Consider the following 12,584-nt stretch of genomic DNA (forward strand, 5'->3'; position numbering starts at 1 on the left):
CATCGACATCATAGCACCGCCACGTGGCTCTCAGCAGTTTGTGAATTTCCCTAGATGTTTTTTCCAGACTGGCTATGTCCTGTGAAAATCTCTCGATTTCCCTGTACCGTTTTTAGCGGCGGAGGCGACATAACGACCGGCGGAGGCGACATAATCAGGACGGACAGAGCGCGCCGGCCGTCCTGAAATCCATACTCGAGCGCTGGCCGTGGCTGCGCCATGTCTTTGCCGATGGTGGCTATGCAGGGCCGAAACTGCGGGGCGCCCTGCAAAAGATCGGCAAGTTCACCATGGAGATCGTCAAGCGGTCGGACAGCGCCAAAGGCTTCGAAGTCCTGCCGCGCCGATGGGTCGTCGAGCGGACCTTCGCATGGCTGGGCAGATGCCGAAGGCTGGCCAAGGACTTCGAGCGATCCGTCGAATCCGCGCAGGCCTGGGTCTTCATCGCAAATATCCGCATGCTCACCCGACGCCTCGCAAGGACCTGATAACATGGCGGTCATTCCGATTCAGACACTGAGTGCTCCCGAGGGGGCCTACCGGCTGCTGCCGAGCGTGAAGGTTCCGATGCGTGACGGCGTGAATCTTTCGACCGACATCTACTTGCCAAGCGGTCATGGCCCATTCCCTATTATACTCGTTCGCACACCATACGACAAAAACACTCTGCGTCCGAACTGGGTGTCCAAAAAAACTTCGCCTTTCGTTTATGATGTTGAAAGTACTCCGCGTACGTGTTCTTGCACCGGACCGGTCGAAGTCTACATCAATGCGGGATACGCAGTCGTAACCCAAGATTTCCGCGGGGTCTTCGAGTCGGAGGGCATTTTCAAATACGCAAAATCAGAAAGGCGCGATTTCGAAGACACCGCAAAATGGCTGGATGCGCAGTCCTGGTCGGCGCGCCGTATGGGAATGTGGGGCTGTTCTTACTTGGGCAATGCTCAGGTGGTGGGCGCAGTTACCGATACTCTCAGCCTCAAAGCGATTACGCCTATGGCGGCCGCTGGAGCATTTAGCCTGAAAATTCACGGTGGGTTGGCGGATGTGGTTCAACCCGTTGAAATGACGTAGGTTTGGTTGCTAAGGCCGATCCGAATCATTTCCGGAGACCACACCCGCCATGAATGATCCTACGCTGCCGCTGAGCGGCTGTCATGTGTCGGCGGCAAGTCCGTCGTCGTCCGTTTAGACGCCTGCTGTCGTCGGACAGTGGCGTTCTGGCTCTAGCAGAGGTGGAGAAACGACTGCGGGTGGCCGACCGTCTGGCGCGCTGCATCGATGATCCACGCAGCCCGGACCAGGTCATCCACAACTTTGCAGATATGATCGGCTTCCGCATGAAGATGATCGCCGCCGGTTACGAGGATGGCAACGACGCCAACCGGCTGCGTTCCGACCCGGTCTTCAAGATGGCCCAGGATGCGCTCCCTTCGGGTCGGGATCTGGCGTCGCAATCGACGATGTGTCGGCTGGAGAACCTACCCGATGTGCGCTCGCTGCTCGCCATGGGCCGGACCATGGTCGACCTCTACTGCGCTCCTTCCGGCAGATTCCGAAGCGGATCGTGCTCGACATCGACGACACGTTTGACGCCGTGCACGGGAACCAGCAGCTCCGCCTCTTCAATGCCCATCACGACGAGTACGGCTTCCAGCCGATCGTTGTGTTCGAGGGCGACGGCCGGTTCGTGGCTGCTTTCCTGCGACCGGCCAAGCGGCCAAGTGGGGCTGAGATCCGCGCTCACCTGCGCCGCCTCGTGCGGGCGATCCGGAGCAACTGGCCGAACACCCGGATCCTGATCCGGGCCGACGGTCACTATTGCAGCCCGCAGATCATCGACTGGTGCCGCGCCAACGATGTCGACTTCATCCTCGGCGTACCGCCCACCACGACCCTGCGCAAGCATGTCGCGGACCTGGAAGCCCGCACGACGGCGCGCTTTGAAGCGTCACCGAAGACGAACAAGGTCCGCAGGTTCAAGGAGTTCCTGGATGGGGCCGCCAGCTGGAGCCGCGTGGAGCGCATCATAGCGCGGGTCGAGGTCGGCGCCCAAGGTGCTGACACCCTCTTCATCGTCACCAACCTCGCCGGTGGAAAGGCCAAGGCGCTCTACGAGGATGTCTACTGCCGGCGCGGAGCGGCCGAGAACCACATCAAGTCCTGGAAGACGCATCTCGCCGCCGACCGAACGTCCTGCACAAGAGCGACGGCCAACCAGTTCCGGCTGTTCCTGCATGCCGGCGCCTACTGGCTCATGTGGGGCCTGCGCGCTGCGATGCCGAAATGCTCCAGCTTTGCCGTCGCGCAATTCGACACGCTGCGTTTGCGCCTCATCAAGATCGTTGCGCGGGTGGTCGAGATGAAGACGCAAATCCGCCTGCACCTGCCGACATCCTGCCCCGACCAACGCATCCTGCGCATCGTCCTCGATCGCATTCCGCGGCTCGCGACATAACCATGGGGCGCAGACGCCCCGAAACGAACCTGCTGACCGCAACCTGCAAACCCCACCTGCCATCACGACGGATCACCGCCGGCGCCTGACGAGGTTCGCGCAAAAGCGCCCAACAGCGGCCACATCGCCCCTTCAGGCCGCCAAACCTCATCGCCGTGCATCAAGGCGGTTAGCTCTGGGCTAGGGCGACATACCATGCTCTGGAACTACATGGGTGGAGCCCGCGAGTACGCCAATATGCTTGGCTGGCAAGCGAACTCGCCATGTCTCTATCTCAAACTGGATCCTTCCATGGAGACCGAGACGTGGGCGCGCTTCGCCCATTTTTCTCTCTTCGATCCCGGTACAAGCTAGATATGGAAAAGCTGCTGTGGGACCTTCCAATCGCCGGATCCTTGATCGGGCAGGCTTGCCGCCTACCGACTGGGATAGAACCATGTCTCATCCGCCGGAGTCCAGCTTTTGGCGCGATACCGAGTGTGTCACAAACGAGGACAAGCTGTACACGCCGGCCCTTTGGATCGACACTTGGAATGACGTCCAGCCGGGCGAGGCAATCGATGCATTCAACTTCGCCAAAAACCACGCGGCTAATGCAACCGCACATGATAATCAGTATATGATCATGGGCCCCGGTACACACTGTGGTATTGATCGCCTGACTGACAATTTCAGATTCGGCGACCTCAACCTCGGAGATGCGCGGTTCGATCTTTGGGATGCAATTTTGAAATGGAATAACCACTGGTGAAGGGTGACATTCATGCACTAGATAATATGCCACGGGTCACCTGTTGGCTTTACGGGAAAAATGTATGGCGAACGGCCAGCGACATGCCAATCCCAGGAACCCGCTACGTTGAGATGTACCTCTCGAGCAAAACGGTCGCCAGCAGTCTGAACGGGATGGGCTACTGTCTTTCGTCCCGCCCCACTCGCCGTCTTGTGACAGATACCTTTACGATCCGACTGATCCGACGCGGACAGGACAGAGCTGGACCGTCGAAATGACTGACCAACGTGCAATCGAGGCGCGCCAGGACGTCCTAGTTTTTACAAGCGAGTTGTTGGAGGAGGGACTGAAAGTAGTTGGAAAAATAAGAATGGTCTTACATGTTTCCTCCTCTGCGCGGGACACTGACTTCACGGGCAAGCTTGTAGATGTGTATCCCGACGGCCGCGCTATCCAGCTGCAAACCGGCATCCTCCGAGCCCGATATCGGAACGGTACACAAACCCGCAGCTACTCAACCCCGGCGAAATCTACGAAATCACCGTGGATCTGAACGCGACCGGGAACTGGTTTGCGCCAGGGCACCGAATTCGGTTGGAAGTGAGTTCTAGCAACTTTCCGCGGTTTGACCGGAACATGAACACCGGGGGAGATAACTATTCAGAGTCTGGGGGCGTGTTAGCCGAGAACGCAGTGTTTTCGGGACCTCATTGGCACTCCAGGCTGATTCTGCCTCTCGCGCCAGATTAAACTGTTCATGCCGGTCGAGGTCTGGCCAGGTTGTTGAAGAAGTCCACTTGCGAGCGACGAAGTCTGCCTCGCCGCCATGGAAGCATATTTGTCCGTTGATAGAGTCGTCTGGTTTGGACTTCAGCCCAGCCATATTGGCTTCGGCCATCGTCATTGCCTTGCCAGGAGTAGCCGACACCGAACGCGAATTTGCCGGAGCCATCCGCCGCGAACTCAATGTAGGCGGCCTCTATCATGTTCGCGATAGTCCTTGACGTTGGCAGCAGTTACTATCCAGTTTTGAGTTCGTTTCCGGCGTGGGTTGTGCCCTGAGCTGTTTGCGAGCTCTCGACCTTGGCTGGGGGCCAACGAACATAGAATTCCGGTGGACAAGGGGGGCCCAGTCGTCATCGAAGTCAATCCGCGCATGGGTGGCACGCCCGATCCCCAACTGGTTCGGCTGGCTTACGGTGTCGATCAATCACCGAACACATCAAGCTTGTCATCGGCGACGAATGCGATTTGCGTAAAAGGGATTCGCACACTGCGGCCGCGCGGTTCCTGGTTGCTGATCGCGATGGCGCCCTCGATCGGATCGGTGGCGGCGGTCAAGCGGCTGCCGTATCAGGCATCACCGAGGTCAAATTCTATGTTGAACCCAAGACGCCGATCGGCAGGAAAGGCGACTACCGAGACTGTATCGGACATGTCATCGCCGCTTCACCTGTCCATGCGCAGACCGAGGCGATACTTCAGCATGCCGTCGAGTTGATCGATTGGTCCATCACACCATTTCCGATCGCTGACGAATAGGAACAATCTGCAGCTGGTACCTCCCGGCGCAGGTGGCGTAAGATAAGACTCATCGTGGATCGTGCCTACTGACGTGGTGTAGCTGACGGCATTGGTCGCCGTGCTCTCCGGCACGGGGCCGGATTGATCAGCGTGCCACTGCCGGCAGGCTGACGAACGGATCATCACTTATCTGGCTGATCGTCTCAAGCGCCATATAGCGGGCACGTGTCGTCGTTGGGAAAGATGCCGACGACCTCTGTGCGCCGCTTGATCTCACCGTTGAGCCGCTCGATCGGGTTTTTGCTGTGCAGCTTGACACGATTCTCCTTGGGGAAGCTCATGTAGGCGAGCACGTCATGCTCGGCCTCATCCATGATGGCGGCAAGTTTCGGCACCTTCGGCCGGAACTGGTCGGCGACGGCGCGCCACTGCAGGCTGGCGGCTTCTGCTATCTCGTGAGCGAAGGCGGTGGCGATGAAGGCCGAGACGACGCGACGGCTGCTCTTGCCGGCAGGGGCTAGCACATTGCGGGCGAAATGAACCCTGCAGCGGTGCCAGGTGGCGCACAGCACCTTGGAGACTGCTGCCTTGAGGGCCCTCGTGCGCGTCAGAGACAACCAGCCTTACACCTCGGAGGCCGCGGCGGGTCAGCTTGCGCAAAAACTCCATTCAGATCGGCTCGGCCCCCGAGGTGCCGATCTCCATGCCCAGCACCTCGCGCCGTCCGTCCGCGTTGACGCCGACGGCGATGATGACGGCGACCGAGACGATGCGGCCGCCGCGGCGCACCTTCAGGTAGCTGGGGTAGAGTAGGCGATATGCGCCTTGCCGCCTTTCGACGGCAGGTTTCACATCGCCTCTCGCCGAACCGGACGTGCGTCTTTCGTTACGCATCCGGCTCTCCAGAAGAAATGGCAAAGTCAGGCGTTCCCATCCATGCTAGGCGGTACCGGCCAACGGGTGTCGAGCCAAGTAGGTGTTGCTCTACAGGGCCGTCACGCCAGAGCCGTGTTGTCTGGCTGGCAACCGTGTTGTCCTCCTTCTGCTGGTCGGAGGACACCCGGGCATAGATGGCTGCGCACGTCGTCGCTTCCCTCCTTAGCCGTGCACCCGCGCCGACGATGCGAAGCCGCTCCGCAACCATGGATGCCGTACACCTGTGCCAATTTGGCCGGCAGCAGGCGGTCAAAGACAGGCTCGAGAAGGACGCTGCGAACATCGCTCTCCCGCCGCTCAGCCATGGCCATCGGCTTCGAGAAAGGCCCGAAGCGCCCGACCCACCGTGGCGCTGATCGTCGTTCCTTCCGCCGCCGCCCGCGCGCGAATCGCGTCGACCAAACTGGGCGCCAGCTTGAACGTCACCGCCACTGTCGGCCCGGTCACTGGCACCGGCCGGCCGATCGCGTGCGCCTTCTCGATAGATGGCCTGACGCCGGGACATGGTGAATTGGCGCGACAACGCCACGGCTGCCTACGCCACCCTCAGCCCACGTGCAAGCAAGCCATGGCCGCATTCGGCCGAGGGACACATCCAGGCTGTCTTGATCCATTCCCCGGATCGGTTGAGCAGAAAATATGCTTATCAGGTTCTCTTGATGGAGGAGTTCGCTCGCCGCGGTGTCGAGCCCATCTTCATCAAAGCACCGCATTCGATACCCCGGAAGACCAGCTGATGGTGCAGTTCCAGGGCATGATCGCCGAGTACGAACGGGCCCAGATTCTCGAACGCTCGCGGCGCGGTAAGCGCCACCGGGCCAAGGCCGGCGAAGTCTCCGTGCTGTGTGGGGCGCCCTACGGCTATCGGTATATTCGTAAGACGAATGACGCGCCGGCGCGCCATGAAGTCGATGCAGCCGAGGCCGAAGTGGTGCGGCTGGTGTTCGAGAAATATATGGTCGACGGCCTGAGCATTGGCGCCCTTGCCCGCCTTCTCAACGAGAGGGGGCTGGCGACGCGCCGGCGCGTCACCCGCTGGGAACGGTCGGTGGTGTGGGGGATGCTGCGCAATCCCGCCGGCAAGGGAACGGCCTGCTTTGGCAAGACACAGGTCGCACCGCGGCAGAAGGTGACGAAGCCGTTCCGCCTGTCGGGCCGGGCGAGCTTTAGCGAGAAAACCAGCCAGCACGAGCGGCCGCGCGGGGAATGGATCGAAGTGCCCGTTCCCGCCATCGTGACGCAACTCCGGCATGCGACGGCGCATTCAGACAGGAGATCCTCCTGGTAGGCGGTCACCAGCCGTTCCATGCTCCGACTACTAGGAAGCTGCGCCCCTCGGTGTCGTCCATCTCCGGCCTGTGGAAGCCGAACTCCAGCATGAACGCTTTGGTGGTCACATAGGTATACGGCGCGCCGGGGATCGGGCTGCGCGGACCAGACGCGATCAGCTTCGCGCCGCGCACATGACCGATGAGATCGCGGCTGATTTCTTTGCCAAAGAAGGACGACAGTTCGGCGCGGGTGATTGGCTGGAAGTAGGCGATGCACGTCACGTCCGACTGCGAAATTCGCCGCCCGGTGATTTCCGCCTAGGGCTGTGCCAAATGCACTGCGGATGGCGTCGGCATAGGCCGGTCGAGTCAAATGTCGAAAACCGCCAGCGAGGCGACCAAGCCATAGGGGCGGCCACGCAGTTCTTAGCGGATGTCAACCATGATTCAATCTAGATTGCAGCTCTTGCCGACGATGCGCGCAAGAGCCTCACGCGAGACGGGTTCGCCGGCGGCAAAAATGGTTGCCTCGACGCGATGCATCCATTCGCGTCAACGAACCTCCGCCGGCAGGTGATCGAACTCGAGGTCGAACAAATGGTCATTTGAACGGCGGTCGCCTGATCGACGGTCATCTAACCGGCCTTTGCTTCGTCTTGCGCGCGTCGCTTGCGGAAGGTAGGACCGACCGGAAAGCTTACGCACGGCACCGAGCTCAACCAGCCGATCTAATAGCTAGCGCAGGCCGCGATCGCTCATGCCGGCAATGTTTTCGGGCGCCGCGATTGCGTCGTTGGACAAGCGCCTTTCGAAGACAAGGTCCGACGCCCGGGCGCGTAGTTTCGGTGCTACCGCAAGCAGCCGATCGGCGCGCCGACCGAGCTCGGCGGACAGGTCGATCGCACGCAACGCAGCGCGCACCTGGGCGACAAGCAACAGAATCTTCAAATAAATTCACAATTCTTTGCCACAGGAAAATGCTGACAATGATACGCACCACGTCTGCCTTGCACCCACGCCCTAATCATCGGGGTATGATATGCCTATCTTGCGAAAAGTTCCCGTTGCAACGCTCGGCATGCCGCGTATCGGCCGTCGTCGAGAATTGAAGCACGCGCTTGAAAGCTACTGGTCGCAAAGATCTGCCGCTGACGACCTTCTCGAAACAGCGCGGGCGCTGCGGGAAGCAAATTGGGTCGAACAACGCGACCGGGGCGTGACCATAATCCCCTCAAACGACTTTTCCCTCTACGATCATGTGCTGGACACAGCAGTAATGGTCGGTGCCGTGCCGAAACTTTATGGCTGGAGCGAGGGGGATTTTCCCGTCCCCCTGGATACTTATTTCGCCATGGCGCGAGGCCGCCAAGGCGAAGCTGCGGATGGCGAGACGGCAGGCTTGGATCATGCGGTGAGAGCGATGGAGATGACCAAGTGGTTCGACACCAACTATCACTACATCGTTCCAGAGCTCGCTGACGGCCAGGTCTTTGCCCTTTCCTCGGCGAAGCCGATGGACCATTTTCTCGAAGCTAGGGCCCTGGGCATCCATACGCGTCCGGTGATTCTTGGCCCAATTACATTCCTCAAGCTTTCCAAGTCGTCCGCCCGAGGCTTTAACCCTATTGCTCTGCTTCCCAAGTTGTTGTCGGTCTACAAGGAACTTCTGCGGCGCCTGAAGCTCGCAGGTGCCGACTGGATCCAAATCGATGAACCAGCTCTCGTTGTTGACCTGATTCCAAATGAGCAGGCCGCCTTCGAATTTGCCTACGATCGGCTCTCCAGAGCTGCGCCCGATCTCAAGATCATGCTGGCTACTTATTTCGGTGCATTGGGCGACAATCTCCAGACCGCCCTTTCGCTGCCGATAGCGGGATTGCACATCGATCTTGCGCGCGCTCCCGAGCAACTGGAGCTGGTCGGCCGACTTGCGCCGAAGGACTTGGTGCTGTCGCTCGGTTTGATTGACGGCCGTAACGTCTGGCGCGCGAACCTCTCTGCCATCCTCGGCCGGATCACGCCTATCGTCGCGGGTTGGCCGCTGGACCGAGTGGAGGTCGCTCCGTCTTGCTCACTTTTGCATGTTCCGGTCGATATCAAGCTGGAAACCGCACTTGATCAGGACATAAAGTCCTGGCTCGCATTCGCAACGCAAAAGATGGAAGAACTGGCCTTACTTGCCAGCGCGTTATCCGAAGGTCGGAATATGGTTGCGGCGGAGCTGAAGTCTGCGGACGACGCAGCTGCGGCCCGCGCAACCTCACCGAAGGTGCATGATCCTCTGGTCGAGGGAAAGCTTGCCCGCATCGCCGACTGCATGAAGCAGCGAAAGAGCGCTTTTGCCGAACGCTCCTGGTCTCAAGTCGAAAAACTTCGCCTGCCGCCTTTGCCGACTACGACCATCGGCTCCTTCCCGCAAACTCAGGAGGTGCGCGATGCAAGGGCGGCTCATGCCAAGGGACGACTTAGCTACCTTGCCTATGAATTATTCCTGAGAAAGGAGATTGAAGAGGCAATAGGCTGGCAAGAGGAAATCGGTCTCGACGTGCTGGTCCATGGCGAATTTGAACGCAACGACATGGTGCAATATTTTGCGGAGCAGCTTTCCGGTTTTGTGTTCACCCAACACGCATGGGTGCAGAGTTACGGGTCGCGCTATGTGAGGCCGCCGATCATATTCGGCGACGTGTCGCGGCCCAATCCGATGACGGTAAACTGGTGGGAATTCGCCCAATCGTTGACGAAGAGACCAGTGAAAGGGATGCTCACTGGACCGGTGACCATGCTCAATTGGTCGTTCGTGCGCGACGACCTTCCGCGTTCCGTAGTCTGCCGTCAGATTGCTTTGGCAATACGCGAGGAGGTGCTCGACCTCGAAAAGGCGGGCGCCCAAATAATCCAGATCGACGAAGCTGCGCTGCGCGAGCGGTTGCCGCTGCGCAAATCCAACTGGGTATCCTATCTGGATTGGGCCGTCGAGTGCTTCCGTCTCGCTTCGACGGCTGTGGACGATGCGACGCAGATCCACACCCATATGTGCTATTCCGAGTTCAATGAAATCATGAATGCGATCGTGGATATGGATGCCGACGTGATCTCTATCGAGGCTTCCCGATCGCAGATGGAACTGCTCGACGCCTTTCAAGGCTTCGACTATCCCAACGAGATCGGGCCGGGAATATACGACGTTCACTCGCCGCGCGTGCCAGGATCCGGCGAAATGGCGAGCTTGCTTTCGCTCGCTCGGGAGCGCCTTTCCGACGATCAGATTTGGGTTAATCCGGATTGCGGGTTGAAGACACGCCGGTGGGAGGAGGTCCGCCCTGCCTTGATCAATATGGTCGAAGCCGCGCGAAACCTGAGAAGCCCACGACGGTCAACAGCCACGAAGAACGGCCCGTAGGGGAGATCGAATAGTGTGCTAAGCCGCGCTAAGCCACGAATGCGCATACCGTGCCAGATCTCGCGAAGCCTGAAGCGCCGCTATCGCGCCGGTCACGGATTTCACTGCCCTCGTGGAAGAACATTGCGAGCTTAGTTGTTGCTGAGCCTCGACCTGGTTGAGGGCGACCAGGCATCGCCAGTGGAAGGACATTGGCCGTTTCGCTCTCGAGTAGCCGTACTGGTCGAAGATGGCTGTAGAACTTCCATCACGGCTCGCTGCGATAGCGCAAATTGACGTCTCCGCGCTTTGCCGCTCAGTCGCTGGCGCGGAAGAATCGCCCCTTGGACTTTGCTCAGGGAGCTTGGAAAACATTTCGCCCAAAAGGCGGACAGGCCCGATCGAGACCTTCACTGATGGACCGTGATCAGTTTCTGCAGGCACCGGGGTTGATGTCGAATAGTGTGCGGAAGCACTTCGAAAAATGTGATGTCGAAACGAAGCCGCATGCGATCGCGATCTCCACCATCGGCAACTCAGTTTGCTCAATTAGGCGCTTGGCGCGGGCGAGCCTCACCTGGAGATAATAGCGCATCGGAGAGGAGGACACTGAGTGCTTGAAAAGTCGTTCGATCTGGCGCTGCGAACGGCCAACGCGCTTAGCGATGTCTCGGAGAGGCAGTGGATTTTCAATGTGCTCCTCCATGATACAGATCACTTCCGCCAGTGCCTTGCCGATACCGGTCGCATCAGCGCTTAAGGTCCATTGTCTGTCTGAAGCCGAGCGCCAGTGCGAAGCGATCGTATGTCTACAAACCGCCAACGCGGCCTCTTCGCCGAGATGTTCGCCGATCAACTCCATCACGAAGTCGAAGGACGCGAACCCCCCTGCACAGGTAGCGAGACGAGCATTTCGAACAAAGAGTCGGTCAGTCACCTGAAGGCGACTAAACGTTTCCGAGAAGGCGGCGCGCTTGTCCCAGTGGATCGTGCATGCCGTATCGTCGAGCATGCCGCTTTCCGCCAATAGCCAAGTCGCGGTGCCTAGCGCGGCTATTGGAACGCCGTGTCTTCCGCACAGGCGAAGAACACGGACCAGAGAAGCCGACGACTGCTGCTCTACTCGATCACCGGCGCAAACGATCACAATGTTCGGGCGCTTGCCGGTCTGCATGTCAATGATCACGGAATCGGGACCCCATATTTTCGCGCAAAAGGGGCCCCGGTTTTGGGGCGGTGAAGGGCACGCCGGTAAGCGCCCGATCAGGCGGAGCTGGTCGGGGTTGCACAGCCTGATCGGGCGCGGCTGATTGGCTTTCGGCTTTAGCTTTGAGATCGGCTCTTGAAGCGCCAGGATTCGTTGCCGGTCTCGGCGATCTCGCAGTGATGGGTGAGGCGGTCGAGCAGCGCGGTTGTCATCTTGGCGTCGCCGAAGACGCTCGGCCATTCCCCGAAGGCGAGATTGGTGGTGATGATGACACTGGTGCGTTCGTAAAGCTTCGAGACCAGATGGAAGAGCAATTGCCCGCCGGCCAGAGCGAAGGGCAGATAGCCGAGCTCATCGAGTACGACGAAGTCGAGCCGGGTCAGGTGATCGGCAATGCGGCCCTGGCGGCCGGAGCGGGTTTCGGTCTCGAGCCTGTTGACGAGGTCGACGACATTGAAGAAGCGCCCGCGTGCGCCGTTGCGGATGAGAGAACGGGCAATGGCGATCGCCAGATGCGCTTGCCGGTGCCTGTCCCGCCGACCAGGACGACATTGCGCTGATCGGCGACGAAAGCGCCGGCGGCGAGGTCGCGGATCAGGCTCTCGTTGACCGGCGTGCCGGCAAAATCGAAGTCCTCGATATCCTTGGCCAGCGGAAGCTTGGCGACGGTGAGCTGGTACTTGATGGAGCGGGCCAGCTTCTCCGATATCTCGGCCTGCAACAGATCGCCGACGATCTTCGGCGGTTCGTGCTGCCGCTTGATGGCGACGCCCATGATCTCGTCATAGGCCGCGCGCATCCCGAAGAGTTTCAGCGCCCCCATCAGTTCCAGTACTTCGGTGTTTCCATGGCTGTTCGTCCTCCTGAGGCTGTCATAGCGGGCGCAGTCGGCGATCGGCTCGTGAGCCAGCTTCAGCGCCTGGGGAATGGAAAGGATCGTGCCCGGCGCCGGATCGCGGCTGCGGGCCAGGATGTTGAGGATCACCGCCGACGACGAGACGCCGTGCTCGATGGCTTCCTGGCAGGCGGCCTCGACCGCGCTCAATCCGTCGGTCAGCACGCAGGTGAGGATC

At 59.8% G+C, this 12,584-nt stretch carries 7 protein-coding genes and 9 pseudogenes; 8 read left to right on the plus strand and 8 right to left on the minus strand.

Annotated features, from left to right (window positions below):
• Positions 1-155 precede the first annotated feature (155 nt).
• The 6 genes and pseudogenes from NKI61_RS30215 to NKI61_RS30240 all read left to right on the plus strand — a co-directional run.
• A pseudogene (locus NKI61_RS30215) lies at positions 156-488 on the plus strand (transposase); the annotation flags it as partial.
• Positions 489-492: 4 nt separating this feature from the next.
• On the plus strand, positions 493-1,074 hold the full coding sequence (locus tag NKI61_RS30220; RefSeq protein ID WP_352842056.1) for a CocE/NonD family hydrolase: 582 nt from the start codon (positions 493-495) through the stop codon (positions 1,072-1,074).
• A 49-nt stretch (positions 1,075-1,123) separates the two neighbouring features.
• Positions 1,124-2,458, plus strand: a pseudogene (locus tag NKI61_RS30225) (IS1380 family transposase).
• Between the two features lie 370 nt (positions 2,459-2,828).
• Positions 2,829-3,209: a CocE/NonD family hydrolase gene (locus tag NKI61_RS30230; protein ID WP_352842057.1), complete on the plus strand. Its 381-nt coding sequence runs from the start codon at positions 2,829-2,831 to the stop codon at positions 3,207-3,209.
• 136 nt (positions 3,210-3,345) lie between these two features.
• A pseudogene (locus NKI61_RS30235) lies at positions 3,346-3,941 on the plus strand (CocE/NonD family hydrolase); the annotation flags it as partial.
• 305 nt (positions 3,942-4,246) lie between these two features.
• A pseudogene (locus tag NKI61_RS30240) lies at positions 4,247-4,733 on the plus strand (ATP-grasp domain-containing protein); the annotation flags it as partial.
• A 127-nt stretch (positions 4,734-4,860) separates the two neighbouring features.
• Here NKI61_RS30240 and NKI61_RS30245 read toward each other — a convergent pair.
• The 3 genes and pseudogenes from NKI61_RS30245 to NKI61_RS30250 form a co-directional block, all read right to left on the minus strand.
• Positions 4,861-5,516 (minus strand): annotated as a pseudogene (locus NKI61_RS30245) (IS256 family transposase); the annotation flags it as partial.
• Between the two features lie 85 nt (positions 5,517-5,601).
• Positions 5,602-5,838, minus strand: a complete 237-nt coding sequence (locus NKI61_RS33015) for a hypothetical protein (protein ID WP_502899945.1) — start codon at positions 5,836-5,838, stop codon at positions 5,602-5,604.
• Positions 5,839-5,948: 110 nt separating this feature from the next.
• The gene (locus tag NKI61_RS30250) at positions 5,949-6,077 is read right to left on the minus strand and encodes a hypothetical protein (protein WP_352842058.1); all 129 of its coding nucleotides are present in this window, start codon (positions 6,075-6,077) and stop codon (positions 5,949-5,951) included.
• A 142-nt stretch (positions 6,078-6,219) separates the two neighbouring features.
• Between NKI61_RS30250 and NKI61_RS30255 the strand changes: the two genes are divergently transcribed.
• Positions 6,220-6,939, plus strand: a complete 720-nt coding sequence (locus tag NKI61_RS30255) for a recombinase family protein (protein ID WP_502899946.1) — start codon at positions 6,220-6,222, stop codon at positions 6,937-6,939.
• Positions 6,940-7,015: 76 nt separating this feature from the next.
• Here the strand turns inward: NKI61_RS30255 and scpB are convergent.
• A pseudogene (gene scpB / locus NKI61_RS30260) lies at positions 7,016-7,627 on the minus strand (SMC-Scp complex subunit ScpB); the annotation flags it as partial.
• A 33-nt stretch (positions 7,628-7,660) separates the two neighbouring features.
• Positions 7,661-7,858 (minus strand): annotated as a pseudogene (locus tag NKI61_RS30265) (DUF1403 family protein); the annotation flags it as partial.
• 103 nt (positions 7,859-7,961) lie between these two features.
• Here NKI61_RS30265 and metE point away from each other — a divergent pair.
• Positions 7,962-10,325 (plus strand): 5-methyltetrahydropteroyltriglutamate--homocysteine S-methyltransferase, encoded by a 2,364-nt coding sequence (gene metE / locus NKI61_RS30270; protein ID WP_352842060.1) that lies wholly within the window; start codon positions 7,962-7,964, stop codon positions 10,323-10,325.
• Between the two features lie 406 nt (positions 10,326-10,731).
• Here metE and NKI61_RS30275 read toward each other — a convergent pair whose 3' ends face one another.
• The 3 genes and pseudogenes from NKI61_RS30275 to NKI61_RS30285 all read right to left on the minus strand — a co-directional run.
• Positions 10,732-11,490, minus strand: a complete 759-nt coding sequence (locus NKI61_RS30275; protein WP_352842061.1) for a GlxA family transcriptional regulator — start codon at positions 11,488-11,490, stop codon at positions 10,732-10,734.
• Between the two features lie 137 nt (positions 11,491-11,627).
• Positions 11,628-12,334, minus strand: a pseudogene (gene istB, locus NKI61_RS30280) (IS21-like element helper ATPase IstB).
• 36 nt (positions 12,335-12,370) lie between these two features.
• Positions 12,371-12,584 (minus strand): annotated as a pseudogene (locus NKI61_RS30285) (IS21 family transposase); the annotation flags it as partial.

Origin of the sequence: Mesorhizobium sp. M0514 (assembly GCF_040321145.1) — a bacterium.
Lineage (GTDB): Bacteria > Pseudomonadota > Alphaproteobacteria > Rhizobiales > Rhizobiaceae > Mesorhizobium.

Excerpts from the sequence above, each read along its gene's own strand:
- NKI61_RS30220 (WP_352842056.1), top strand. The coding sequence starts at position 493 with ATGGCGGTCATTCCGATTCAGACACTGAGTGCTCCCGAGGGGGCCTAC.
- NKI61_RS30255 (WP_502899946.1), top strand. The coding sequence starts at position 6,220 with ATGGCCGCATTCGGCCGAGGGACACATCCAGGCTGTCTTGATCCATTC.
- metE (WP_352842060.1), top strand. The coding sequence starts at position 7,962 with ATGCCTATCTTGCGAAAAGTTCCCGTTGCAACGCTCGGCATGCCGCGT.